The organism is Arthrobacter sp. Y3221048, assembly GCF_059092685.1.
Genome location: NZ_JBNHHX010000002.1, coordinates 621,181 through 644,522, shown reverse-complemented (window position 1 = coordinate 644,522; position 23,342 = coordinate 621,181). Strand labels below are relative to the sequence as shown.

The 23,342-nt window shown below is 68.3% G+C and carries 25 protein-coding genes; 12 read left to right on the top strand and 13 right to left on the bottom strand.

All coding sequences use genetic code 11. From position 1 onward, the window contains the following. Positions 1-35: 35 nt before the first annotated feature. A complete protein-coding gene (groES, locus tag AC5RVS_RS07750) occupies positions 36-332 on the bottom strand; it encodes a co-chaperone GroES (protein WP_127511177.1) in 297 nt (98 codons plus the stop codon). Between the two features lie 344 nt (positions 333-676). Here groES and AC5RVS_RS07745 point away from each other — a divergent pair, with 344 nt between their 5' ends. Genes AC5RVS_RS07745 through AC5RVS_RS07730 form a run of 4 tightly spaced genes read left to right on the top strand, consistent with a single transcriptional unit; the run spans position 677 to position 4,463 of the window. Beyond that, positions 677-1,627, top strand: coding sequence for a siderophore ABC transporter substrate-binding protein (locus tag AC5RVS_RS07745; RefSeq protein ID WP_493988974.1), 951 nt, complete (start codon positions 677-679; stop codon positions 1,625-1,627). A gap of 52 nt (positions 1,628-1,679) precedes the next feature. Next, a complete protein-coding gene (locus AC5RVS_RS07740; protein ID WP_493988973.1) occupies positions 1,680-2,708 on the top strand; it encodes an ABC transporter permease in 1,029 nt (342 codons plus the stop codon). Continuing rightward, on the top strand, positions 2,701-3,708 hold the full coding sequence (locus tag AC5RVS_RS07735; RefSeq protein WP_493988972.1) for an iron chelate uptake ABC transporter family permease subunit: 1,008 nt from the start codon (positions 2,701-2,703) through the stop codon (positions 3,706-3,708). The genes AC5RVS_RS07740 and AC5RVS_RS07735 overlap by 8 nt, the downstream gene beginning before the upstream one ends. Further along, positions 3,705-4,463, top strand: coding sequence for an iron ABC transporter ATP-binding protein (locus tag AC5RVS_RS07730; protein WP_494107697.1), 759 nt, complete (start codon positions 3,705-3,707; stop codon positions 4,461-4,463). The genes AC5RVS_RS07735 and AC5RVS_RS07730 overlap by 4 nt, the downstream gene beginning before the upstream one ends. Before the next feature lie 50 nt (positions 4,464-4,513). On the opposite strand, the gene AC5RVS_RS07725 is transcribed toward AC5RVS_RS07730, so the two are convergent. Both AC5RVS_RS07725 and AC5RVS_RS07720 read right to left on the bottom strand, forming a co-directional pair. After that, a complete protein-coding gene (locus AC5RVS_RS07725) occupies positions 4,514-5,113 on the bottom strand; it encodes a maleylpyruvate isomerase family mycothiol-dependent enzyme (RefSeq protein ID WP_494107696.1) in 600 nt (199 codons plus the stop codon). A gap of 89 nt (positions 5,114-5,202) precedes the next feature. Then, positions 5,203-5,397: a hypothetical protein gene (locus tag AC5RVS_RS07720; protein ID WP_494107695.1), complete on the bottom strand. Its 195-nt coding sequence runs from the start codon at positions 5,395-5,397 to the stop codon at positions 5,203-5,205. 142 nt (positions 5,398-5,539) lie between these two features. On the opposite strand from AC5RVS_RS07720, the gene AC5RVS_RS07715 reads away from it, so the two are divergent. The 5 genes from AC5RVS_RS07715 to AC5RVS_RS07695 all read left to right on the top strand — a co-directional run bounded on the left by AC5RVS_RS07715 (position 5,540) and on the right by AC5RVS_RS07695 (position 10,305). Beyond that, positions 5,540-6,802 (top strand): THUMP-like domain-containing protein, encoded by a 1,263-nt coding sequence (locus AC5RVS_RS07715; protein ID WP_493988968.1) that lies wholly within the window; start codon positions 5,540-5,542, stop codon positions 6,800-6,802. A gap of 88 nt (positions 6,803-6,890) precedes the next feature. Then, the gene (locus AC5RVS_RS07710; RefSeq protein ID WP_493988967.1) at positions 6,891-8,039 is read left to right on the top strand and encodes a glutamate--cysteine ligase; all 1,149 of its coding nucleotides are present in this window, start codon (positions 6,891-6,893) and stop codon (positions 8,037-8,039) included. A gap of 186 nt (positions 8,040-8,225) precedes the next feature. Then, a complete protein-coding gene (locus tag AC5RVS_RS07705; protein WP_494107694.1) occupies positions 8,226-8,450 on the top strand; it encodes a hypothetical protein in 225 nt (74 codons plus the stop codon). Between the two features lie 119 nt (positions 8,451-8,569). Next, positions 8,570-9,718, top strand: coding sequence for a zinc-dependent alcohol dehydrogenase (locus AC5RVS_RS07700; protein ID WP_494107693.1), 1,149 nt, complete (start codon positions 8,570-8,572; stop codon positions 9,716-9,718). 11 nt (positions 9,719-9,729) lie between these two features. Next, the gene (locus tag AC5RVS_RS07695; protein WP_494107692.1) at positions 9,730-10,305 is read left to right on the top strand and encodes a hypothetical protein; all 576 of its coding nucleotides are present in this window, start codon (positions 9,730-9,732) and stop codon (positions 10,303-10,305) included. Between the two features lie 75 nt (positions 10,306-10,380). On the opposite strand, the gene AC5RVS_RS07690 is transcribed toward AC5RVS_RS07695, so the two are convergent. The 7 genes from AC5RVS_RS07690 to alr form a co-directional block, all read right to left on the bottom strand. Further along, entirely contained in the window at positions 10,381-11,466 is a 1,086-nt protein-coding gene (locus tag AC5RVS_RS07690; RefSeq protein ID WP_494107691.1) for a substrate-binding domain-containing protein, read from the bottom strand. A gap of 151 nt (positions 11,467-11,617) precedes the next feature. Next, positions 11,618-12,685, bottom strand: a complete 1,068-nt coding sequence (gene tsaD / locus AC5RVS_RS07685; protein WP_494107690.1) for a tRNA (adenosine(37)-N6)-threonylcarbamoyltransferase complex transferase subunit TsaD — start codon at positions 12,683-12,685, stop codon at positions 11,618-11,620. Next, positions 12,682-13,173: a ribosomal protein S18-alanine N-acetyltransferase gene (gene rimI / locus AC5RVS_RS07680; protein WP_494107689.1), complete on the bottom strand. Its 492-nt coding sequence runs from the start codon at positions 13,171-13,173 to the stop codon at positions 12,682-12,684. The genes tsaD and rimI overlap by 4 nt, the downstream gene beginning before the upstream one ends. A gap of 38 nt (positions 13,174-13,211) precedes the next feature. Beyond that, entirely contained in the window at positions 13,212-13,880 is a 669-nt protein-coding gene (gene tsaB, locus AC5RVS_RS07675) for a tRNA (adenosine(37)-N6)-threonylcarbamoyltransferase complex dimerization subunit type 1 TsaB (RefSeq protein ID WP_494107688.1), read from the bottom strand. A 120-nt stretch (positions 13,881-14,000) separates the two neighbouring features. Beyond that, complete coding sequence (locus tag AC5RVS_RS07670) at positions 14,001-14,420, bottom strand: VOC family protein (protein ID WP_493988959.1); 420 nt, start codon at positions 14,418-14,420, stop codon at positions 14,001-14,003. A gap of 183 nt (positions 14,421-14,603) precedes the next feature. Then, complete coding sequence (gene tsaE / locus AC5RVS_RS07665) at positions 14,604-15,245, bottom strand: tRNA (adenosine(37)-N6)-threonylcarbamoyltransferase complex ATPase subunit type 1 TsaE (protein WP_494107687.1); 642 nt, start codon at positions 15,243-15,245, stop codon at positions 14,604-14,606. Positions 15,246-15,280: 35 nt separating this feature from the next. Continuing rightward, positions 15,281-16,591 (bottom strand): alanine racemase, encoded by a 1,311-nt coding sequence (gene alr / locus AC5RVS_RS07660; RefSeq protein WP_494107686.1) that lies wholly within the window; start codon positions 16,589-16,591, stop codon positions 15,281-15,283. Between the two features lie 219 nt (positions 16,592-16,810). Between alr and AC5RVS_RS07655 the strand changes: the two genes are divergently transcribed. Together AC5RVS_RS07655 and AC5RVS_RS07650 are read left to right on the top strand one after the other, a co-directional pair. Beyond that, positions 16,811-18,148 carry a family 4 glycosyl hydrolase gene (locus tag AC5RVS_RS07655; RefSeq protein WP_494107685.1) on the top strand — a complete coding sequence of 446 codons (1,338 nt, stop codon included), beginning with the start codon at positions 16,811-16,813 and terminating at the stop codon, positions 18,146-18,148. A gap of 14 nt (positions 18,149-18,162) precedes the next feature. Then, on the top strand, positions 18,163-18,474 hold the full coding sequence (locus tag AC5RVS_RS07650; protein ID WP_494107684.1) for an MmcQ/YjbR family DNA-binding protein: 312 nt from the start codon (positions 18,163-18,165) through the stop codon (positions 18,472-18,474). 69 nt (positions 18,475-18,543) lie between these two features. Here AC5RVS_RS07650 and AC5RVS_RS07645 read toward each other — a convergent pair whose 3' ends face one another. Then, the gene (locus AC5RVS_RS07645) at positions 18,544-21,144 is read right to left on the bottom strand and encodes an MMPL family transporter (RefSeq protein WP_494107683.1); all 2,601 of its coding nucleotides are present in this window, start codon (positions 21,142-21,144) and stop codon (positions 18,544-18,546) included. A 4-nt stretch (positions 21,145-21,148) separates the two neighbouring features. After that, entirely contained in the window at positions 21,149-21,781 is a 633-nt protein-coding gene (locus tag AC5RVS_RS07640; RefSeq protein ID WP_494107682.1) for a TetR family transcriptional regulator, read from the bottom strand. A gap of 159 nt (positions 21,782-21,940) precedes the next feature. On the opposite strand from AC5RVS_RS07640, the gene AC5RVS_RS07635 reads away from it, so the two are divergent. Then, on the top strand, positions 21,941-22,402 hold the full coding sequence (locus AC5RVS_RS07635; protein ID WP_494107681.1) for a DUF3817 domain-containing protein: 462 nt from the start codon (positions 21,941-21,943) through the stop codon (positions 22,400-22,402). Between the two features lie 176 nt (positions 22,403-22,578). Here the strand turns inward: AC5RVS_RS07635 and AC5RVS_RS07630 are convergent, their stop codons facing one another. Beyond that, a complete protein-coding gene (locus tag AC5RVS_RS07630) occupies positions 22,579-23,016 on the bottom strand; it encodes a hypothetical protein (protein WP_494107680.1) in 438 nt (145 codons plus the stop codon). Positions 23,017-23,342: the final 326 nt, after the last annotated feature.

Sequence of the window (23,342 nt, the reverse complement as noted above, 5' to 3'; positions counted from 1 at the left end):
CGCGCGCCCGAGCCGCCGGACTCAGCTGATGGGCCTTACTTGGTGACGATGGCCAGCACGTCGCGGGCGGAGAGCACCAGGTACTCTTCCCCGCCGACCTTGACCTCGGTTCCGCCGTACTTCGAGTAGATGACGACGTCACCCTCGGCTACGTCAACGGGAACCCGGTTGCCATTGTCATCGACGCGGCCGGGGCCGATCGCGACAACTTTGCCTTCCTGCGGCTTTTCCTTGGCGGTGTCCGGAATGACCAGGCCGGAGGCCGTGGTCTGCTCTGCTTCGAGCGGCTGGACAACAATACGATCCTCAAGAGGCTTAATGGAGACCGACACTCGGCTCTCTCCTTTTCATGCGCTACGAATAGGTTGGCCAAGGAGATGTCTGCCGTCGTCGCGGTGCCGGCAGGCGGTTCCTTGTATTAGCACCCACACGGGGCGAGTGCTAACTGCGACTCTATGAGAAGGATTAGCACTCGGTCAAGGCGAGTGCCAACGGCGGGCGCCGGCCGACTTCCGCGGCCACCCCTGTGTGACGTAAATCGACACCGTCGACCGGCGGCCAAGTTGCGTAAGGCTAACCTAACCCGGTAGCTTCAAGCTGCGCGCAAATAGCAAACGTTTATGTTGCCTAATGCCGAACCCCGCCCGGGCCGGCGTTGACGAACGATGGAGAGTCAGTGAAAAAGCCCCTGAAGTCCGGCCTGGTGGCCATGACCGCAGCCGTTTCCATGCTCGCCCTGAGCGCCTGCGGCCAGCAGACCGATGCCGCAGCAGGTACCGGTGCCGAGACGATCAGCGTAGAGCACGCCTCCGGTACCACCGACGTGCCGGTGAACCCGGAGACCGTCTACACCTTCGATCTCGGGGTATTGGACAGCCTCACCGCCCTGGGCGTCGAGGTCGACGGCGTCCCGGAAGCAGCAGTGTTCCCCGAGTCACTGGCACAGTACGCCGGGGACGACTACACCAAGATCGGCTCCATGAAGGAACCCGACTTCGAGGCGATCAGCGAAGGCGCACCCGATCTGATCATCATCTCGGGCCGCACCGCCGAGGCCTACGGGGAACTGAGCAAAATCGCCCCGACCATCGACCTGAGCGTTGACACCGCCGCTCCGATCGAGAGCTTCAAGGAAGTCTCCGCGACCCTGGGCGAGATCTTCGGCAAGGAAGCCGAAGTCGAAGAAAAGCTGGCAGCCATCGACACGAAGATCGAGGACACCAAGGCCGCAGCCGCCGACGCCGGCACCGGCCTGGTGCTGATGACGAGTGGCGGCGAGATGACGGCCTACGGGGCAGGATCCCGGTTCGGCATCGTGCACGATGTCCTGGGCGTGCAGACCGCCGCTGACGTAAAGTCCGAGGGCCCGCACGGCGAGGCCATCTCGCATGAATTCGTCGCCGAGGCCAACCCGGACCACCTGTTCGTGATCGACCGCGACGCGGCCGTCGGCGAATCCGGGGAGGCCGCTGCGGCCGTCCTGGACAACGAACTGGTCAACGGCACCAGCGCCGCCAAGAACGACAGCATCACCTATCTGGATTCAGCGTCCTGGTACCTGGTGGGCTACGGCCTGAATAATACGGACGCCATGATCAGTGCCGTCCAGGCAGCCATCACGAAGTAGCACCCGTACGGCCGCCGGCGACCCGCCGGCGGCCTGCGCGGTGGCCCGATCCATGGCTTCCTCCACGATTTCCAGTCCGGCCCCGGCGGTTACAGCCGCGGCGGGACGCTCCCGCGCCCGCGGATCCGGTTCCCAGCTCGCCTGGGCGGGCACCGCCGTCGTCATCCTGGCCATTGCCAGCATGTTTGTGGGCGTCAGCGATGTGTCACTGCCCGCCTTGCTGGCCGGGGACCAGACGGCCTGGGACATCTTCTGGATCAGCCGGCTGCCGCGCACCCTGTCTGTCATCCTGGCCGGCGCGGCGCTGGGCATTGCCGGGCTGATCATGCAGCTGATGGCGCGGAACAAATTCGTGGAGCCCTCCACCGTGGGCACCGTGGAGTCGGCCTCGCTGGGCATCCTGGTGGTCACGGTGGCCGTCCCCGGCGCCACCCTGCTGGCCAAGATGTCCGTGGCGACCGTGTTCGCGGCCGCCGGGACCGGCCTGTTCCTGCTGGTGCTGCGCCGGATCCCGCTGCGCAACACGCTCATTGTCCCGCTGGTGGGCATCATGCTGGGCGGCGTCATCGCCGCGGTGACCACGTTCTTTGCCTACCGCTACGACCTGCTCCAGACGCTGAACAGCTGGATGATCGGCGACTTCTCCGGCGTGCTGCGCGGCCGCTACGAACTCCTCTGGATTGTCGCGGTGCTCGCGGTGATCGGCTACCTGTGCGCGGACCGGTTCACGATGGCCGGCATGGGCCAGGAATTCTCCACCAATCTGGGCCTGCACTACGGCCGGGTCCTGACGCTGGGGCTGGTCATCGTCTCGCTGATCAGCGCCGTGGTGGTAGTCAACATCGGCGCCATTCCGTTCCTGGGACTCGTGGTGCCCAACCTGGTGTCGCTGGCGTTCGGCGACAGCGCCCGCCGCGCAGTTCCCTGGGTGGCAGTCTTCGGCGCCGGCTTCGTGCTGCTGTGCGACATCATCGGCCGCACCATCCGCTACCCCTACGAGATCCCGGTGGGCGTCATCGTCTCCGCCGTGGGCAGCGCCATCTTCCTGTACCTGCTGCTGAGGACCCGCAAGAATGGCTGATTCGGTACTTCCCGCCGCGCTGACGCAGCACAAGCGCCGCACCCTCACCACGGTCCGGCCGCGGACCTGGATCATCCTGCTGGGCCTCCTGGCGGCCGTCCTCGTGGCCGTGTTCATGGCCATCGACCTGCGCGGCAACCTCGGCTACGTCCTGCCCCGGCGGGCCATCAAGGTCGGTTCGATGCTGCTGGTGGCGTACGCCGTGGGCGTGTCCACCGTGTTGTTCCAGACGGTGACCGCCAACCGGATCCTGACCCCGTCGATCATGGGCTTCGATGCCCTCTACATGCTGATCCAGACCGGACTGACCTTCGCCATCGGCGGGCAGGCGCTGCTGAGCCTGGGCGCGCCGGTGCGCTTCGTGATCGAAGTGATGCTGATGGTGGGCTTTTCCTTTTTGCTCTACCGCTGGCTGTTCACCGGCGGCGGCAAGAGCCTGCACCTGATGCTGCTGGTGGGCATCGTGTTCGGGACAATGTTCCGCGGCATTTCCTCGCTGCTGCAGCGGCTGATCGACCCGAGCGAATTCATCATCCTGCAGGACCTGTTCTTCGCCAGCTTCAACAACGTGGACGGCGTGCTGCTGGCCGCATCCGCGGTGGCCGTTGCCGCGGCCAGCGTCCCGGTTTGGCGGATGCGCCGGCAACTGGACGTGCTGGCGTTGGGCCGGGACACGGCGCTGAACCTGGGCGTGGACCACCGGCGGGCCGTCACCACCGTACTGATGCTGTGCGCCATCCTGGTGGCCGTTTCCACCGCGCTGGTCGGCCCGATCACGTTCTTCGGCCTGCTGGTGGCCAGCCTTGCCTACCTGCTGTGCTCGCACTTCCGGCACGTGTACGTGCTGCCCATCGCCGTGTTGTTGGGCGCCATCGCCCTGGTCGGCGGCCAGCTGGTCCTCGAGCAGGTGTTCAGCTTCGATACCGCGCTGAGCATCGTCATTGAATTCGCGGGCGGCCTCCTGTTCATCGCCCTGCTGCTGAAAGGCTCCATCAAATGATCCACGTCTCCGGAGTCTCCAAGACCTACGGCACGCAGACCGTGGTGGACGACGTCAGCTGCTACATCAAGGACGGCGGCATCACCTCGATCATCGGCCCCAACGGCGCCGGCAAGTCCACGCTGCTGTCCATGGTCTCCCGGCTGCTGCCCATGGACGCCGGGGCGGTGACCATCGACGGGCTCGACGTCGGCAGCACCCCGGGCAAGGAACTGGCCCGCAAGATGGCGATCCTCCGCCAGGACAACCAGCTGACCGTCCGCCTGACCGTGCGGGACCTGGTGGGCTTCGGCCGATTCCCGCACAACAACGGCCGGCCGGGCCCCGCCGACCTCGCCCAGATCGAGCAGGCGCTGGACTACCTGGACCTGACGTCGATGGCGGACAAGTTTGTGGACCAACTCTCCGGCGGCCAGCGGCAGCGGGCCTTCATCGCCATGGTGCTGGCGCAGGACACCGACTATCTGCTGCTGGACGAACCGCTGAACAACCTGGACATGAAGCACTCGGTGGAAATGATGCGGCTGCTGCGCCGGCTGACCGATGAGCTGGGCAAGACCGTTGTGCTGGTTATCCACGACATCAACTTCGCGTCCTGCTACTCGGACTCGATCATCGCCATGCGCTCCGGCCGCCTGGTGCACCAGGGCCCGCCGGCCCGGATCATGCAGCCGGATGTACTGCGCGACGTCTACGACATCGACATCCGCATCGAGGAGATCGAAGGCAACCGGATCGGCGTCTACTTCGCCTGACGCCGGCTGCGGCTCCCAGCCGGCGCGGCTGTCCGCGGGCCGGCAAGGCGTCAGACCACGGAAAAATCGCCCGGCAGCATGGTCCGCCCGGTCAGGGCGAGCAGCACCAGCGCGCCGTCGCCGCGTTCCGAGGCGATCTCCATCGCCAGGCGCCCGGCCTCCAGCTCCACGTTGCGCGGCAGCTCGGCCACCAGGCCGCAGGCCCGGGACAGGTCAAGAGTGTGCACGGCCAGTTCGAAGATCCGGGTGGGCAGGTAGTCGCTGAAGCGCATCCCGCCGGCGGCCGTCTCGATGACCCGGTCTTCGGTCAACGGCAGCGTGTTCTCCAGCTGGGCCAGCAGCCGGTCCACCATGTCCACCGGGTCCGGCCCCAGCTCCCTGCCCGCGGCGATGGCCCGCTCGGTGACGCCGGGATCATTCGCCAGTCCGGTGGCCAGGTAATAATCGGCGGCGGATTCCACCTGGACTGTCCCCGCGGGACGCCCCAAGTACGTCAGCACAGTGGACAGCGCGCGGCTGGTATGTCCGGCGAGCGTCCGGACGCTCCAATCGTCCAGCCCGGGAGCGTTCCACGCGGTCGGCGGCACGTTTGCCAGGACTTCGCGAAAATACCGGCCCGCGGACAGGAACGTTGCCGCCGATTGGATCATGCGCCCATGCTACGGCCGGCGGACGGCAACGACCAGCTTCCCCCATGCGTCGCACGCCGGTTCGGCCGGGAGCCACCGTCGCGCAAGGTTCAGGCGAGGCGCCGGATCTCCGGCTGCCATCCCGGAACCGGTGCACCGACGCCTGCGGCGACGTCGTTCCAGAGGGCCTGCCAGCCCTGGTGGGCACGGTTGCCGGCCTCGATCAGCTCGCCAAGTTCCGCTTCAATCTCGGCTTGGCAAGCGTCGGTATCAATGTCGTACCCGTCAATGGATGTGGACATCATGCACGCCTCCTCACAGTAAGCTTCCTTACCGACTCTACGGAGTCCCAGCATATCCGGCCATGGGGAGAACTACCCATCCCCGCCCCCGAGGCGAAAATCGGCCGGTCCGCCGGCCTGATTCTGCTGCACTAGGCTTGAAACCATGGCACCCGAGACCCACGCCGAGAGCATTGCACCGATCCTCACTCCGGAAGGCTGGGAGCTGCTGAACTCGCTCGGCCCCTATTCCGAGGCGGAGAGCCTGCACATCGGCACGGAGCTGCGCAAGGCCGGCCACTCCCCCGAACTGGTCTCGGCTGCCATGACACAGTCCCGGCTGCGGGCGAAGGCCAAGGCGAAGTTCGGGCCGTTCGCGGAGAAAATGCTTTTCACCCCGGCCGGACTGGAACAGGCCACCCGGCTGAACATCGCCGCCCTGCACGCCCAGCGGTTCCAGGCCGCCGGAGTGGAGCACGTCGCGGACCTGGGCTGTGGAATCGGCGCAGACGCCATGGCGCTGGCCAGCCTGGACCGCAGGGTCACCGCCGTGGAACGGGATGAGACCACCGCCGCCGTGGCCACCATCAACCTGATGCCGTGGCCAACCGCCACCGTGGTCAACGCCGACGCAGAGGGACTGGACCTGACCGGGATCGACGGCGTGTGGCTGGATCCGGCGCGGCGGACGACGACGGCCTCGGGCACGACCCGCATCTTCGACCCGGAGGCGTTTTCTCCGCCGCTGTCCTTCGTGGAAAGGCTGGCCGACGGGGGCATGCCGGTGGGGGTCAAGATGGGTCCCGGGATTCCCCATGAGGCGCTGCCGGAGAATTGCGAGGCCCAGTGGGTATCCGTCGACGGCGACGTGGTCGAGGCTGCGCTGTGGTTCAACCGGCTGGCCAGGCCGGGCATCCGGCGCGCAGCCCTGGTCACCGGTGCCGGCGGCACCGCCGAGCTGACCAGCGCCGTCAACTACGACCCCGCCAACCAGGACGTGGCGATCGGACCGGCTGCGGGCTACCTGTATGAGCCCGACGGCGCGGTGATCCGCGCTGGGCTGGTGGCCGACCTGGCCCGCGGCCTGGGCGGGCACTTGCTGGATGAGCACATCGCGTACATCTGCGCCCCGCACCTGCAGCAATCGCCCTTCGCCCGGGCGTACCGGGTGCTGGAGGTCAAGCCGTACAACGTCAAGAAGCTCAAGGCCTGGGTGAAGGCGAGCCGGATCGGCACACTCGAGATCAAGAAACGCGGCACATCGGTTGCACCGGACGAGCTGCGCAAGACCCTGTTGACCGGTTCCGGCAAGGGGCCGAACAAGGCCACCCTGGTGCTGACTAGGGTCGGCGAGGACCGGATCGCCATCGTCGTCGAACCCGTTCCCGCCGCCGGCACCCGCAGCCGCGAGCGCACCGCCAGGCCCTGAAGCACTAGAATCAAGCTGTGTCTTGGCCCCGCTGGCGCCAGACGTGTACCTCCGGCGGCAGCCGGTCCCGCCAGAGACGGAGCAACGTTTGTACATCGATTTCGCACGGTCCGCCCAATCCTCCCTCGGGGTTGAGTGGGAGCTGGCGCTGGTGGATGCCCAGACCGGCGAACTGGTCTCGGTGGCCGAGCAGGTGCTGGACGCCGTCCGCGCCGGGCACCCCGAGCTGCGGGACGATGACGAGCACCCGCACGTGAAGCAGGAGCTGCTGCTGAACACCGTGGAACTGGTCACCGGCATCTGCAACACCGTCAGCGAGGCCAAAGCGGACCTGAGCAGCGCCCTGGCGGCCGTCCGCGACGTCACCGACCCGATGGGCGTGGAGCTCTTCTGCGCCGGCAGCCATCCGTTTGCCGCACCGCGGTTGCAGCCGGTCACCGACAAGGAACGCTACGCCAAGCTGATCGACCGCACCCAATGGTGGGGACACCAGATGGTGATTTACGGCGTGCACGTGCACGTGGGCCTGGACCACCGGGACAAGGCCCTGCCGGTATTGGACGGGCTGGTCAACTATTTCCCTCACTTCCAGGCGCTCTCCGCCTCCTCCCCCTTCTGGGCGGGAGAGGACACCGGGTACGCCTCGCAACGCGCGCTGATGTTCCAGCAGCTGCCCACCGCCGGGCTGCCGTTCCAGTTCCCCAGCTGGGCTGTGTACGAGGACTACGTCGAAGACATGTTCACCACCGGGGTGATCGACACGATCAGCGAGATCCGCTGGGACATCCGGCCGGTTCCCGCGCTGGGCACCATCGAGATGCGGGTGTGCGACGGGCTGTCCACCCTGCAGGACGTCGGGGCCGTCGCCGCGCTGACGCAGTGCCTGGTGGACGAGTTCTCCACCGCATTGGACAACGGCTGGGCCATCCCCACCATGCCGCCGTGGCACGTGCAGGAGAACAAATGGCGCGCGGCCCGCTACGGCATGGACGCCATCATCATCCTCAACGCCGCCGGCAAGGAAATGCCGGTCACGGAACACCTGCGCGAACACGTGCTGAACCGGCTGGAGCCGGTCGCCAGGAAGCTCGGCTGCAGCGAGGAGCTGGCGGACGTGGAGAAGATCCTCGAAGCCGGCGCCGGCTACCAGCGCCAGCGCAGGGTCGCCGCAGAACACAACGGCGACCTGCGCGCCGTCGTCCTCGACGTGGTCGGCCAGCTTCGCGGGAGCAACTGACCCGCCGGCCGAAGCCTCCGCGCCGGCGCCGGCTCCGGCTCCGGCTCCGGCAGGGTCCCGGCTGCCGCCGTGCCCCGGTTTCCGTCCGGGCGGCCGGCGCGGAGATTACCTCCCGTTTCCGGCCGAATCCGGTCCCGTTTCGTGCTGAACAGGGGTAGGCTCTGCCCCAAGGAATACCGGAGCCGGATGCGGGAAAGGCTGGCCATGGCCGGGGAAAAGCACGCTGACGACGAGGCGCTGTACCAGGCGGATGCCGCGGCCTCGGACCAGGAATCCGACGGCCCGCCCCATGCCGGTTCCGCCGGCCTGGACGCTGCCATAGAACCGGACGTCGACCGTCGGTCCGAGGAGCAACGGGAAGACGAGGACAAGAAACCGGCGTCCCCCCGGGAACCCGGCAACGGCACCTAGGACCACCCCACCCGTCCCAGGCAGCGCGGCCACCCGGGCGGCTCCGGGGCCTTGACCGTTGCGGCCGGGCGTGTGAAGCTTGCGGGCACTCGACTATCCGCTTCCTCAAGGAGGCACAGATGAGAGCCATGGTGTACCGCGGGCCCTACAAGACCCGGGTAGAAGAAAAAGACATCCCCGCGATCGAACACCCCAATGATGCCATTGTGCGGGTGACACTGGCCGCGATCTGCGGCTCGGACCTGCACCTCTACCACGGCATGATGCCCGACACCCGGGTCGGGATGACGTTCGGCCACGAGTTCATCGGCGTGGTCCACGAAGTGGGGCCGTCGGTCCGGAACCTCGCACCGGGCGACCGGGTCATGGTGCCGTTCAACGTCTACTGCGGGTCCTGTTACTTCTGCGCGCGGGGACTGTACTCCAACTGCCACAACGTGAATCCGAACGCCACGGCCGTGGGCGCCATTTACGGCTACTCCCACACCAGCGGAGGCTACGACGGCGGCCAAGCCGAATACGTCCGGGTCCCCTTTGCCGACGTCGGCCCCGCCCTGATCCCGGACTGGATGGACGACGAGGACGCCGTGATGCTCACCGACGCGCTGCCCACCGGGTACTTCGGGGCGCAGCTGGGCGACATCGTCGAAGGCGACACCGTGGTGGTCTTCGGAGCCGGACCGGTGGGGTTGTTTGCCGCAAAGTCCTCCTGGCTCATGGGAGCGGGGCGGGTGATCGTCATCGACCACCTGGAATACCGGCTGGAGATGGCCCGCACCTTCGCGCATGCGGAGACCTGCAACTTCGTCGAGTATGACGACATCGTGGTGCACCTGAAGAAGGTGACCGATGACCTCGGGGCGGACGTGGCGATTGACGCCGTGGGAGCCGAGGCGGACGGCAATCTGACCCAGCACCTCACCTCGGCCAAGTTCAAGCTGCAGGGCGGCTCGCCCGTCGCCCTGAACTGGGCCATCGATTCGGTCCGCAAGGGCGGAACCATTTCCGTGATGGGCGCCTATGGACCGATGTTCAGCGCCGTGAAGTTCGGCGACGCCCTGAACAAAGGGTTGACGCTGCGCATGAACCAGTGCCCGGTCAAGCGCCAATGGCCGCGGTTGTTTGAGCACATCCGAAACGGCTACCTGAAACCCAACGACATCGTCACCCACCGCATACCGCTGGAGCATATCTCCGACGGGTATCACATTTTCTCGTCGAAACTCGATGGCTGCATCAAACCGCTCATCGTGCCGGATGCCGGCTAGGAGACACCACGATGCCTTACAGAGCCGAAAAACCTGAGCGCAGGTATTCCAGCGAAGAACTCCGCGACCGGATCCCGGGCTGGGGTGCCGACCTGGATCCGAAGGACCGTCCGGCCGTGCCGAAGGAACGCTTCGATCCCGGCGCCACCGGCGCACACTGGGATTTCCCCGAGCGCCAAGAGGAGAAATGGCCGCGCGAGCGATCCCTTGAACACCGCATGCTGACGCCTGTCTTCGGCATTTCGACGCCGCCCAAGGGACTCTCGGGCGCGATGCGCCGGTACTCCTACCGGAAGTTCAGCGAGGCGCGGGCGGCGCACTGGCTGATCTTGCTGGCCGCCGACCGGGTCGATGCCTGGGAAAGCCACCTGCGCTCCTTCGCGACCCTGCGTCCGGACAATCCCGTCACCGAATCCGGTGTGCGCAGCGAGTTCAGCCATCACGGGCTGGCCTCCCGAACCGGGACGAAGCGCGCCGACCTGAGCCACCAATGGCTCGACCCGGTCATCGTGGCCGGCCCCTGGCTGGCGGCAGGCGGCCTGGCCGCGCTGGCGGTCAGGGGCCTGGCCCGGCGCCTGCGCGCCTGAACGGGCAGAGCCCAGGCCCTCTGATGGCCGGTGCGTGCGGCCGGCGCGGTCCCCTGGCGCGGTCCCCTGGAGCGTTTACTCGACGAGCTGCAGCAACTCCTGGTTGTCGGCAAACACCTCCACGGCGTTCTCCTTGGTTACCGGCTCGGCTTCGGTCAGGTAGGCCGCTACGGTGGTTTGCGCGTTGCCGTACGACTCTTCGTCGTCGGCCTCGGGTGCATCGTCCTGCGCGAACCCTTTGACGAGCGTCAAGGCCTCGCCCACCATGGCCGCCGGGTCGGCGTAGGTGGTGGCGTACTGTTTGTCGGCCATGATTGATTCCACGGCTTCCGGAGCGGATCCGCTGCCGATGACGACGGGGGAATCCTGCCCGCCGTCTTCGGCGGCCTGGATGAGCACCTGGGCGGTGGCGTCATCGGCTGCCAGGATGCCGTGCAAGTCATCGGAGGCGTAGTCCTCCTGCAACATGGCGGCCAGCCGTTCTCCCGCCGCATCCGGGTTTTCGCCCGCGGTTGCCTCGAAATCCGCCTGCCCGGACACCACGGCCACGGTGCCGTCGTCGATCTTGGGTTGCAGCACGCTCATCGCTCCGTCGAACGCCAGGCGCGCCCCGCCGTCGTCCGGGTGGCCGCTGAACAGTTCAATGTTGTAGGGTCCTTCGCCCTGCCGTTCGGCCAGCCCGTCGAGCAGTGCCTGCGCCTGGATCTCGCCGTTTTGGAAGGCATCGACACCCACCAGGTAGCCGACAACGCCGGTGCCCGTGACCATGGTGCCGAAGGCGATGACCGGTATTTGTGCCTCTTGCGCCGCGGCCAACTGCTCCCCCAGGCCTGCCGGGTCCGCCGCGTCCACGATCAGCACTTCCGGTTCACCCTCGAGCATGGAACTGATCTGTTGCTGCTGTTCGGCGGCAGTTGCCGCGACCTGGACGTTCGGTTCGAAGTTTGAGCCCTCGATCTGTTCGGTGAACAGCGCTTCGGCGTACGCGGTGTCGGCGGACAGGGACACGCCGATCAATGAACCGGTCTCGAAGCCTCCGGCACCCCCCGCTTCCGGCCCCCCTCCCGTCTCTTCACCGGTCCGGGTACAGGACGTCAGCAGGAGCGCCGCCGTGACGGCCACCGCCGCCGGCAGTTTCAGTCGTCCAGCTAAAGATCCCATGTCGTGTACCTCCGTCGTTTCCGCCGTCCGACCGGATGGAAAAGTTCCCGAGGAAGGAGCCGGCGTGCCCCGCCATGGTTTCAGCCTAGGTCGCAGCCGCGGATTGTGATAGACGGTTCCGGCCGGGCCCGCGGGCGCGGGCGGGATCGTCCTAGAGGTGCACGCTGGTGACCGGCATCGACGAATCCGGGGCGAATTCGAGGCCGGAGGGCCTGCCGCCAGCCATCACCACCTGGGCGCCGAGCGCCGCGACCATCGCCCCGTTGTCCGTGCACAGGGACACCGGCGGCACCCGCAGGGAGATGCCGTGCTGCGCGCAGCGTTCCTCGGTCAGCGCCCGCAGCCGCGAGTTCGCCGCAACGCCGCCGCCGAGCAGCAGGTTGGTGATGCCGTTTTCGGTGCAGGCCAGCATCGCCTTGGCGGTGATGACGTCCGCCACCGCTTCCTGGAAGGACGCGGCGATGTCGGCCACCGGCAGGGGCTCCCCCGCGGCTTCGAACTGCTCCACGCACCGGGCCACGGCCGTCTTCAGCCCGGAGAAGGACCAGTCGTAGCGGTGCGGGCCGGGGGCCTCGGCCGAGCCCATGTATTTGGGCTGGCTCAGTCCGCGGGGGAACCGGATGCGCTTCGGGTCGCCCTCCCGCGCCAGTTTGTCGATCGCCGGGCCGCCGGGGTAGCCCAGGCCCAGGATGCGGGCCACCTTGTCGTAGGCTTCGCCCGCCGCGTCGTCGATGGTGGCGCCGAGCAGTTCCACGTCGTCGGTCAGGGAGCGCACGCGCAGGATTTCCGTGTGTCCGCCGGAGACCAGCAGCGCGCCCAGGTTCTCCGGCAGCGCTCCCCCGTCCAGCACGCCGACGCCCACATGGGCGACCAGGTGGTTGATGGCGTACAGCGGCTTGCCGGTGGCCAGCGCCAGGGCCTTGGCCGCGCACACGCCGACCATCAGGGCGCCGGCCAGCCCGGGGCCGGAGGTCACGGCGAGCGCGTCAACCTCCCCGAGGGTGACGCCGGCCGTGTCCAGCGCCTGTTCCAGCGTCGGGATGAAGGCATCGAGGTGGGCGCGCGAGGCGATTTCGGGGATCACTCCGCCGAAGCGCACGTGTTCCTCCATCGAGGAGGACACGGTGTTGGCCAGGAGCGTATCCCCGCGGACGATGCCCACGCCGGTCTCGTCGCAGGAGGACTCGATGCCCACCACCAGCGGTTCGGTGCGGTTCATCGGGTGTCCTCCGTCGTCTCGGGTTCCTCGTCTGTCCGGCCGGTGCCGGGAGCACCTGCCCAGTCCTTGAGGCGCAGCCGCATGATCAGGGCGTCAACGCCGCCCCGGTAGTAGCGCGGCCGCACATGGATTTGCTCGAAGCCGAACCAGCGGTAGAGCCGCTGTGCCCGGGGGTTGTCCGCGCGGACTTCGAGCAGGACGTCGTCGGCCCGCTGTCGCCGTGCCTGGTCGATCAGCAGGGTCAGCAGCGTGGTGCCTATGCCTTGCCCCTCGCGCTCGGGGACCACCGCAATGGTCTGCACGTCGGCGATGGGCCGCACGCACATCAGCCCGGCATAGCCGATCACGTCGCCGAGCGCGTCCTCGGCCACGTAGTAGCTGCGGGTGTCCTGCGCCAGTTCCTCGTAGAACATTTCCGTCGGCCACGCATCGTCCGGGAACAGCTTCCGTTCCAGCGCATCCACAACCGGCACGTCGGCCTCGGTCATCGGCCGGATGCCGCCCGCCGGCCGTGGCGTGCGGGCGGTCACAGCGCGCGCTTCCGCGGTCCGGGAACCATGGCGTCGGACTCGCGCAGGTACAGCGGCGTGGTGTCCGGCAGGGAAAGTCCCTTGTCCAGCCGGGCGACGGCGGTGCGGCCCAGCGCTTCGGCGGTGGGCTGGGTGCCGCTGTACTCGGTGACGGCCAGCAGTTGCTCCGGGTACAGCCCGGCGCCCATGCCGTAGGCCGGCAGGCGGGGAACGTCCGAGGGCGCGCCGACATGCGGGCCGTCGAGCAGGTCGTGCGTGCCGCCGGTACTGCGGTAGCGCGCCCAGTACACTTCCTTGCGCCGGGCGTCGGTGGCCACCACGAATTCGTCCACGCCTGCGCGCCACGCGTCCGGTGCGGCGTCCACGGCGATGGCATCCAGGCTCATCGCCCCGTGCAGCGGCTTGCCCCAGGCGAAGGCCAGCGCCCGTGCGGTGGCGATGCCGGAGCGCAGGCCGGTGAACGGTCCCGGGCCCACGCCCACCACCAAGGCGTCGATGTCGGCGCCGGTGACGTCCGCCGTCGTCATGATCTTGCTGATCCCGAGGGCCAGCACCTCGGCGTGGGTGCGCGTGTCCTCGGTGGCGAAGGCGGCAAGGGTCTCTCCTTGTCCGGCCAGCAATGCGGCGCTGGCGATGGCGGAGGTATCAATGGAGAGGATCAGCACGGATCAATTTTACTTGAGGTACGCGGGGTGCCTTGCGGGCGCGCACCGGGGACGGGTCGGGCCGCGGCCAGGCCCATCCGCGGCCGCGGCGGGCTGGGTGTGGCGCCGCAGCCCGGCCGGTCACGCCGGCGGTGTGCCGGCGATGTTGACCAACCAGTGGATACCGAACTTGTCCGTGCACATGCCGAAGGTGTCGCCCCAGGGCGCTTTTTGCAGCGGCTCGGTGACGTCGGCGCCGTCGATCAGCTTGTCCCAGTAGCCGCGCAGTTCGGCCTCGTTGTCGCCGCTGAGCGAGAGGGAGTGGCTGGACCCGGGGGTGTACTCCATGGTGGCGGGGGTGTCCGCGGCCATGAGTACCAGCCCGCGCTCGGTGGACAGTTGCGAGTGCATGATCTTGTCGATCTCCGCCGGGTCGTCGCTGGCCTGGAAGTCGCCGAAGGTGTTCAGCGTCAGTTCCCCGCCGAACACCGACTGGTAGAACGTCATGGCTTCCTTGGCCTGGTCGCGGAATCCCAGGTACGGGTTCAGCTTGGTCTCCATGGCGGGCCTCCTCGTGGTCTGATGACGCCATCGATTATGGACCTGCGCCGGGAGGCAGTGAAGACCGCGGGCTCCCGCACCGCCCGCGCCCCGCAAAATTGGCCCGCCGCGGCGCACCCGGCTGCGCGCCAAGCCGGACAGCGCTTCCGCGACCGGCGCGACGGGGAGGACTTCCCCTGCGGCTCAGGCAAACATGAAGGCGGCCCAGCGCGGCCCGTAGGCGGCCATGCGGATCAGCCGCGGCTCGCCGTCGTCGGGCTCTTCAAAATCCAGCACGACGCCGGCACTCCGCTGCGCTCCCGCGGCACCCTCCGCGGTGCCCGGCCCGGCTGTGTCGCCCGGCGCCGCACCGTGCGGCCCGCCCGGCGCGCCGCCCCCGGCGGGCCGGTTCGCCAGGTCTGCCCCGGTGGCCCGGACCAGCGAGATGTCCAGCCAACTGTCGGAGAGGTGCTCCACCCGGCCGCGGCCCCACTCCACCACGGTCACGGCCTGATCCATGGTGTTCTCCAGGTCGATGTCGTCGATCTCGCCGTCGGACTCCAGCCGGTAGGCATCCACGTGGACCAGGTCCGGCCCGCCGTTCATGCTGGGGTGGCTGCGGACCAGCACGAAGGTGGGGGAAATGATGCCGGGTCGGACACCGAGTCCTTCTCCCAGCCCTTGGGTGAACGTGGTTTTTCCCGCCCCCAACCCGCCGCTGAGCACCACCAGGTCGCCGGCGCGCAGGATCCTGCCCAGCCGGGCGGCCAGCGCCTGCGTTTCCTCGGCCGAGCCCACTTGAAACTCGCGCTCCCACACCGGAGAGGCCGGTTGCTGCTGCGTCATGGAAGGTGCTCCCCCTGTCCGGTCGGCGTCGTCCTTCATGCCAGCACGGCGCCGGGATCCCCGGCGCTGTCGGTGTTCCGGTCGTCGATCGCCGCCAGCGCTGCCCGGACCTGGGCCGCCGCCGCTGCCTGCTCGGCCGCGGACGGCGTGAGTGCGGATGCCTCGGATGCCGGGGCGTCCTCCTCGCCGCTGTCCGGGGCGTCGGCGGTTCCGGTGTAGTAGCGCGGGACGCGCTGACTGACGCGGGTGACAATCTCGTAGTTGATGGTGCCGGCTCCCGCCGCCCAGTCCTGGGCGTCCGGGACGTCCCGGCCCGGGCCGAAAAGGATCACTTCCTCGCCCACGAGGTCTTCGGCGTCGTTGGTCCTCAGGTCCACCACGAACTGGTCCATGGCCACCCGGCCCACCACGTCATAGCGGCGGCCGCCGATGGACACCTGGACGTTGGCGGCGCTGCGCGGGATGCCGTCCGCGTAGCCCAGCGGCACCAGCACCAGGGTGGTCGGCCCGGAGGTCAGATAGTTCAGCCCGTAGGAGACGCCCTGGCCGCTGGGCACCTGTTTGCAGTTGGCCACCCGCGCGCGCAACGTCATGGCCGGAACCAGCCCGAGTTCCTCCGGGGTCTGCCCTTCGAAGGGCGAGAGCCCGTAGATGCCCAGGCCCACGCGGACCATGTCGAAGTGCGCGTCCGGGCGGCTGAGCGTACCGGGTGTGTTGGCCAGATGGCGGACCTCCAGGTCAAGCCCGGCGTTCTCGGCCACCGCTACGGCCTCGCGGAAGCGGTCCACCTGCTCGTCGGTCTCCGGCCGGTGCGGTTCGTCGGCGACCGCCAGGTGGGAGAAGACGCCGGCCACCCGCAACAGCCCCTGCTCCTGGTACTCCACGGCCCGGTTGACCAGGTCCTCCCAAAGCGCCGGCGGGCAGCCGTTGCGGCCCAAACCGGTATCGATCTTCAGGTGCACGCGTGCCGGCCGTTCGAGCTGCCGGGCGGCCTTGACCACCGGCTCCAACTCCCAGCCGGAAACGCCGACGTCGATCCCCGCCTCGATGCCCGCGGCGAAGTCCGTGTCCGGGGTGTGCAGCCAGGCCAGGATGGGCGCATCGATGCCCGCTTCACGCAGGGCCAGTCCCTCCGTGAAGTGGGCGACGCCCAGCCAGGATGCACCGGCTTCCAGGGCGGCCCGGGCCACCGGGACCGCTCCGTGGCCGTAGGCGTCCGCCTTGACCACGGCCATCACGCGGGCCGGCGCCGCGACCTCGCGCAGGTGCCGCACGTTGGCGCGGATGGCGGCCAGGTTGATCACGGCTTGGCGGTCATAGGGCAGAGGTGACGTTGTAGAGCTCACGGATCCATTCTCCCATCCGAAGCATGCTTCGGGCTGAAGGCCTTCGCCACGGAGCGAAATGCACCGGATCGAACGCACCGGCCACGATTCTCGGGCCGGGGCCGCCGGTTCAGCCGCCAGGGCCTGTGGTTGGCCCTTGCTGGCACAATACAAGCAAGGGCCGCGTCCCGGGCTCCGGGCGGCCGATCGTTATCCAAAGTCAATCGTTCGGGGGAAGCAGTGGCAACACTTGCCATATTGGGCGGCGGCGGGTTTCGGGTGCCGCTGGTCTACCGCGCGCTCGCCAACGGATCCGCGGCCGGCCTGGTGGACCGGCTGGTGCTCCACGATGTAGACCCAGGCCGGCAGCAGGCGATCGTCCGGGTGCTGGAAGATGCGCCCCTGCCCGGGGGCGGCCGCCCGCCGAAGATCGAGTCCGCCCGTGACCTGGATGGTGCGCTGGCCGGCGCCGACGTCGTCTTCTCGGCCATCCGTCCCGGCGGCACGCTGGGCAGGACGCTGGACGAACGCGTGGCAACCCGGCTGAACCTGCTGGGCCAGGAGACCACCGGCGCTGCCGGGATAGCCTCCGGCCTGCGCGCCGTCCCCGCCGCACGGCACATCGCCCGGCGGATGCGCGAGCTCAGCCCCGGCGCGTGGCTGATCAACTTCACCAATCCCGCCGGGCTGGTCACCGAAGCCATGCTGCCGCTGCTGGACCATCGGGTGGTCGGGATTTGCGACACGCCCATGGGGCTGGTCCGGCGTGCGGCGAAGGCCGCGGGTGCCACGTTGGACCGCGGCTCGTTGGCCGGCGTGGACTATGTGGGCCTCAACCATCTGGGTTGGCTGCGCGGACTGGAGCACCAGTGCCGGGACCGGCTTCCCGGCTTGCTCGACGACCCGGGGCTGCTCCAGTCGTTCGAAGAGGGCCGGATTTTCGGCACGCGGGAGCTGCAGGTGCTCGGCGCCATTCCGAATGCCTACCTGTTTTATTACTACTTCCGCCGGGAGGCCACCCTGGCGTTGGCCGGCGCCGCCCAGACCCGCGGCGAGTCCATCCACGAATTGCAGCAGGAGCTGTACGCGCGCCTGCAGGCTTCCGGGACCCCGTACGCGGACTGGGAGGACGCACTGCGGCGCCGCGAGGAGAACTATTTGTCCGAAGCCCGTGAGATCGGCGTCTCGCGCGATGAACAGGATGCGGCGGCCGGCGGCTACGAACACGTGGCCCTGGACGTGATGCGCGCCCTGCTCTCCGGCGAGCGCACCGAGCTGATCCTCAACGTCCGCAACGCCGGCACCATCCCGCAGCTGCCGGACGACGCCGTGGTCGAGGTGCCCTCGGTGGTCGATGCGGACGGCGCCCGCCCCCTGCCGGTGAAGCCGCTGACCCTGCATCAGGCCGGACTGATGACACAGATCAAGGCCGTGGAGCAGGAGGTCATCCGGGGCGGGCAGGGTGACCGCGCGGCGGCCCTCCGGGCCTTCATGATCCACCCGCTGATAACGTCCGGCCACGTGGCCCACCGCCTGCTCGAGGCCTACGAACAGGCCCACGGATACCGCTGGAGCTGAAAGGGGTTTGAAGCATGCCCACCGAGGACGACGTGCGCCGCCTCTGCCTGGACCTGCCCGGTGTTACCGAGCGGCCAAGCTGGGGCCAGCCCGCCTGGTTCGCCAAGTCGCTGATGGCCCGGATCTGGGAGCCGGGCGTACTGACCGTCAAGTCCGATGAGCGGGAAGCCTTGGCCGCAACTGCCCCGGACGTTTTCTTCTGGACCCCGCACCACGAGCGTTCGCCGCTGCTGCTGCTGATGCGCCTGGAGAAAGTCGAGCCCGGCCATCTCGCAGAATTGCTCGACGAATCGTTCCGGCTCGCCGGAGGCCGGCACCGTCGCTGACCGGCCCAGTCGCTGCCCGGCGCTGACCGTCGCTGCCGCCCTCCGGCAAGGACCAGGCGCGCCCGGGGCTTAGCGCACTCCGGCGGGCTGCGCCTCGGCCTGCTTGGGCCGGCGGGTGTGCTGCGCCAGCTTGGCGCCTTCCACATCCACGTCCGGGAGGATCCTGTCCAGCCACGTCGGCATCCACCAGGCGGCCTTGCCGAACAGGTGCATCGCCGCCGGGATCAGCGTCATCCGCACCACGAACGCGTCCAGCAGCACACCCAGGGCCAGCGCGAAGCCGATCGGCCGGACCATGGTCAGGTGGGAGAAGATGAACCCGGCGAACACGGAGACCATGATGATCGCCGCGGCCGTGACCACTTTGGCGCCGTGGTTGAAGCCGCTGACCACGGCAGCCCTGGCGTCCTCGCCGTGCGCGTAGGATTCGCGCATGCCGGAGACCAGGAACATCTGGTAGTCCATCGCCAGGCCGAACAGGACGCCGATCATGATCAGCGGCAGGAAGCTCAGGATCGGTCCGGGGTCGTGGACGTCGAAGATGCCGCCCAGCCAGCCCCACTGGTAGATCGCCACCACGGCGCCGAAGCTGGCACCGAGTGACAGCAGGAAACCGGCGGTGGCCAGCAGCGGCACCAGGACGGAGCGGAAGACCAGCAGCAGTAGGATCAGCGAGAGCCCGATCACGATGGCCAGGTAGACCGGCATGGCGTCCGCCAGCTTGTCGGAGACGTCGATCTGCATCGGCGGCTGCCCGGTCACCGAGATTCCGACGCCGGTGCTCTGCTCGAGTGTGCCCGCCTGCGCCCGGAGGGTGTGGACCAGCTCCTCGGTGCTTTCGGCTGCCGGGCCTTCTGCGGGAATGACCTGCAGGACGGCGGTGCGTCCGTCCCCGCTGGTGCCGGTCGGAACGGCTGCGGCGACGTGGTCCATCGCGCGCAGCTCCTGGGAGAGCCGCAGCAGCGTCTCGTCCGTCTCCGTGCCTTCCAGGCCCGCCGGGAGGTCGGCCACCACGATCAGCGGTCCGTTGATTCCCTCGCCGAAGCTCTCGCCCAGCTGTCGGTAGGACTGGTAGGCCGTCGAGTCCGCAGGCTCGGCGCTGCCGTCCGGCAGGCCCAGCCGCAGGTCGGCGGCCGGCACCGCCAGCACGCCCAGCACCGCCACGCCCGCGACCAGCGCGAGCCACGGGTGTTTCGTGACCGTCTTCCCCCAGCTCCGCTTGGGGTCGTTGTGGAAGTCTGCTTCCCGCGCCGAGGTCTCCGCGTCGGCGGCGACCGGGCCGGGCAGGCAGGCCCTGGCCCACGCCCGTTTGGAGAGAATGCGCCTGCCCATGATGGCCAGCATCGCCGGGGTCAGGGTCAAGGCGACGACGACGGCGACCGCCACCGTGGCGGCTCCGGCCAGTCCCAGCACCGTCAGGAACGGGATCCCCGGCACTGCCAGCGCGGCCAGGGCGATGATCACGGTGAGGCCGGCGAAGAGCACTGCGTTGCCGGCGGTGCCGGTGGCGCGGCCGATCGATTCGATCAGCGGCACGCCGGAGAGCAGCTGGGTGCGGTGGCGGTTGACGATGAACAGGGAGTAGTCGATGCCCACGGCCAGGCCCAGCATCAGCGCCAGCACCGGCGAGACGGAGCTCATCTCGATGACACCGCTGAGCGCCATGGTGCCGCCCACGCCGACCCCGACGCCGACGAGCGCCATCAGCAGCGGGAGCCCGGCCGCGAGGAGCGTGCCAAGCATCAGCACCAGCACGGCGGCGGCCACGGCGATGCCGATGACCTCGGCTGCTCCGAACAGGCTGGAGATGTCTTCGACGATGTCCTTGCTGTACTCCGCCCGCAGGCCCGGCACCAGGCCGGCGTCGGTGACCTGCTGGACCTGCTCGCGGTCCTCCTTGGAAACCTCCATCATGCCCTGCTCGAACTGGACCTGGACGAAGGCGGCCGAACCGTCCCCGGAGACGAACCGCAGCCCCTCCGAGGACTGCTGCCGCAGCTTCCCAGCCTCCAGGTCGGCGACGCCTGGCTCGTACTCCGCCCGGCCGTCTGCCAGCCGCTGTTCGGCTTCCGCCAACCGGGCCTGTGCCGTTTCCAGCTGCGCGCGCTGCGGCTCCAGCCGGGCACGTGCCTGCTCGGCCATCGCCGCCTGGCCGGATGCCTCCAGTTGCCCGATCTGCTCCTCGGCCGCCTTCAACTCCTGCAGGCCCGGCTCCAGCTGCGCCTTGCCCGCATCCAGCTCCGCCTGGGCGTCCTCGAGCCGTTGCGCGGCGGCTTCCAGCTTTTCTTCGCCGGCGGCGATGGTCTGTGGCGCATTGTCCAGGGCGGCCTGCAGTTCCACCGGGTTGGTGACGTTCTTGACCGCGTCCAGCTTCGTCAGGTCCGCGGAAATGGCCGCAATGGCGTCCTCCTGCCCCGCGGTGAACGCCCGGCCGTCCGCCGTCGTGAACACGATGGTGCCGAGGCCGCCCGCGGCGGCCGGCATTTTCTCCCGCAGTTCGTCCGCCACCGCTTGGGCGGGAGTGCCGGGAATGGTGAAGCTGTTGGAGAGGGTGCCCAAGAAGGCAGCGACGGATCCGCCGACGGCGACCATGACCACGAGCCACGCGGAGACGAACCACCAGCGTTTCCGCGCGGCGAGCTTACCGAGTCTGTAGAGCAGCGAGGCCATGGGGTCAGTCCTTGGGATGGGGGTTGAAGCCGGTGCGCAGCATGTCAAGGCTCTCGAGCAACTGCTGGCGGAAGGCCGACGGTTCGGGTGCCTCGCCTGCGGGGGTTTGGGTGGCGGCCATCCGCATGGCCGCCTGAGCGCAGGCGATCAGCGAACCGGCAAGCGCCGTGACCATGAGTTCGCCGGCGTTGTCCGGCAGCCGGGGGCGCAGCCCGTCCTCTAGCGACTGCCTGGCCTTGCTCCAGGCTTGCAGTTGCACGCGCTCCAGCTGGGCGTCGTCGACACCCATCTGGTAGATCTCACACAGCAGCGCAAGCCGGCCCTGGCTGATCTCCCCGCCGAAGGTGGCGAGGACCGCGTCCATAATCGGTTCGTCGTCCGGCCGCTCATCGAGCCGCTTGAAGGACTCGGCCAGGAATTCTTCCACGGGCCGCGTCACCGCCGCCTCGACGGAGGGAAAGTAGTTGAAGAAGGTCCGGCGCGACACGCCCGCCTCTGCCGCCACCTGGTCTACCGTGAAGCCGCCCGGCCCCTGCTCCCTGGTCAGCCGCAACGCGGCCGCGGTGATGGCGCCGCGCGTTGCCGCCTTGTTTCGTTCACGGAGCCCTTCCAGCGGCACCGATGTTTCTGCGCTCATCCCGCCAGTGTAGAACCCAAGTTGCACACCATGCAAAGTTGCCTTGTGTGCACTTTATTTCGGGTACGGTCGAATCCTCGGCTAAATTAGTGGAGGGTGCCCCTCCCCGGGAACACCCCTGGCACCCTTGCCGACGCCAACTAGTCTCCTAGGACCTTCATGTCTCCGCGCACCCTGTTCCGCACCGTCGCTTTCGCCGAAGCCGTGACGTGGACGCTGCTGTTGCTGGCCTTGCTCCTGCGGGCGCTGGTGCCGGAAGCACGCCTGGCGGTCAGTATCGCGGGCGGCCTGCACGGCTTTGTCTTCCTCTGCTACGTCGTCAGCACCTGCTTCACGTGGGTGAACCAACGGTGGTCTGCAGGCCGCGGCATCCTGGCCGTAGTCTCGGCCGCCATCCCGTACGCGACGATTCCCGTGGAGAAGTCGATGGACCGCCACGGCCTGCTCGGCGATGTATGGCGGCTGGGCGCCGGCGGTGAAGCGCCGCACGGTTTCCTCGAGAAGCTGCAGGCGGCCGTGCTCGCCCGCCCGGTGGCGGCCATCGCGGTCGTCGTAGTCGCCGTTGCCGCCGTCTTCGGCTTGCTGCTCTACATGGGTCCGCCGGATACCTGGTTCGCCTAGAACCAGGTATCCGGAGCACGTCAGCGAGGAGCCGCCAGCGCCGTTTTGGGGCGGGCGGCTCCTCGTTGCCGTTCAAGTGATGCGGTGGCTCAGGACGGTGGGGAGGACGGGAGATCCCGTCCTCCCCACCGTTGGGGTAACCCCTGCGGGATACCTCTACCTTTAGGGGTTATCTCCTAGTGGTGACCGTTGTCGTTGTCGTCGCACCGGAACTTGACGCGGTCGCTCGACACCCAGCCATCAGCCTTGCTGTAGCTCACAGCTTTGTAGGTCTTGCCGCACTTCAGGTCGTCGCCGTAAATCCTGAAGTCGCCGTCATGGGTTCGGACGTAGAAATGATCCACGACCTTATGCTTGGAAACGTTGATGATCCAGACATGGACGCGTTTCGCCTCGTAGTCCTCGCCCCTTACCCGGTAATCGCCGTCATCATAAATGCGCAGCGTCAGAGTAGCGTCGCCGTCGCCGTGGTCGCCTTTGTCTTCGTGGGAATGCGAAGCAGGCACCGCCACGCTGCCGGCACCTGCCGGTGCCGCTACGCCGATTGACGCGAGAAGTCCCAGGAGTACGCCGGTCACCATCAACCACACGCGCAGTCTTGCTGAAGTTTTCATTACTGAGAGTGCTTCCGTGCTTTTCCGGGAGGCCAGGAACGCGGAAGGCGCGTCCGCCTGTCATCGATGAGCGGCCTGGCGGGCCCCCCGGCTTCCTATCGCCGCTGCCGCTCACTGGTGCCGGAAAAAAGACGGGACTGCCTCCGGCCCAACAGAAGTTACTTGAGGTTGCCATCCCTCGGGAGGATCCTGCCTCCGGTGCCCCGCACCGTGCCCCAGGGTGCGGTTGGCACTTCTACAGCGTAGTGGAAACAGGTATCTCCGGGTACCCCGTCACGCGGTTTTTCCGCGCTGGATCCTCGGCCGGCCGGACCGTTTACTCATCG

Excerpts from the sequence above, each read along its gene's own strand:
- AC5RVS_RS07740 (WP_493988973.1), top strand. The coding sequence starts at position 1,680 with ATGGCTTCCTCCACGATTTCCAGTCCGGCCCCGGCGGTTACAGCCGCG.
- AC5RVS_RS07735 (WP_493988972.1), top strand. The coding sequence starts at position 2,701 with ATGGCTGATTCGGTACTTCCCGCCGCGCTGACGCAGCACAAGCGCCGC.
- AC5RVS_RS07730 (WP_494107697.1), top strand. The coding sequence starts at position 3,705 with ATGATCCACGTCTCCGGAGTCTCCAAGACCTACGGCACGCAGACCGTG.
- AC5RVS_RS07725 (WP_494107696.1), bottom strand. The coding sequence starts at position 5,113 with ATGATCCAATCGGCGGCAACGTTCCTGTCCGCGGGCCGGTATTTTCGC.
- AC5RVS_RS07720 (WP_494107695.1), bottom strand. The coding sequence starts at position 5,397 with ATGATGTCCACATCCATTGACGGGTACGACATTGATACCGACGCTTGC.
- AC5RVS_RS07715 (WP_493988968.1), top strand. The coding sequence starts at position 5,540 with ATGGCACCCGAGACCCACGCCGAGAGCATTGCACCGATCCTCACTCCG.
- AC5RVS_RS07705 (WP_494107694.1), top strand. The coding sequence starts at position 8,226 with ATGCGGGAAAGGCTGGCCATGGCCGGGGAAAAGCACGCTGACGACGAG.
- AC5RVS_RS07700 (WP_494107693.1), top strand. The coding sequence starts at position 8,570 with ATGAGAGCCATGGTGTACCGCGGGCCCTACAAGACCCGGGTAGAAGAA.
- AC5RVS_RS07695 (WP_494107692.1), top strand. The coding sequence starts at position 9,730 with ATGCCTTACAGAGCCGAAAAACCTGAGCGCAGGTATTCCAGCGAAGAA.
- AC5RVS_RS07690 (WP_494107691.1), bottom strand. The coding sequence starts at position 11,466 with ATGGGATCTTTAGCTGGACGACTGAAACTGCCGGCGGCGGTGGCCGTC.
- tsaD (WP_494107690.1), bottom strand. The coding sequence starts at position 12,685 with ATGAACCGCACCGAACCGCTGGTGGTGGGCATCGAGTCCTCCTGCGAC.
- rimI (WP_494107689.1), bottom strand. The coding sequence starts at position 13,173 with ATGACCGAGGCCGACGTGCCGGTTGTGGATGCGCTGGAACGGAAGCTG.
- AC5RVS_RS07670 (WP_493988959.1), bottom strand. The coding sequence starts at position 14,420 with ATGGAGACCAAGCTGAACCCGTACCTGGGATTCCGCGACCAGGCCAAG.
- tsaE (WP_494107687.1), bottom strand. The coding sequence starts at position 15,245 with ATGACGCAGCAGCAACCGGCCTCTCCGGTGTGGGAGCGCGAGTTTCAA.
- AC5RVS_RS07650 (WP_494107684.1), top strand. The coding sequence starts at position 18,163 with ATGCCCACCGAGGACGACGTGCGCCGCCTCTGCCTGGACCTGCCCGGT.
- AC5RVS_RS07645 (WP_494107683.1), bottom strand. The coding sequence starts at position 21,144 with ATGGCCTCGCTGCTCTACAGACTCGGTAAGCTCGCCGCGCGGAAACGC.
- AC5RVS_RS07640 (WP_494107682.1), bottom strand. The coding sequence starts at position 21,781 with ATGAGCGCAGAAACATCGGTGCCGCTGGAAGGGCTCCGTGAACGAAAC.
- AC5RVS_RS07635 (WP_494107681.1), top strand. The coding sequence starts at position 21,941 with ATGTCTCCGCGCACCCTGTTCCGCACCGTCGCTTTCGCCGAAGCCGTG.
- AC5RVS_RS07630 (WP_494107680.1), bottom strand. The coding sequence starts at position 23,016 with ATGAAAACTTCAGCAAGACTGCGCGTGTGGTTGATGGTGACCGGCGTA.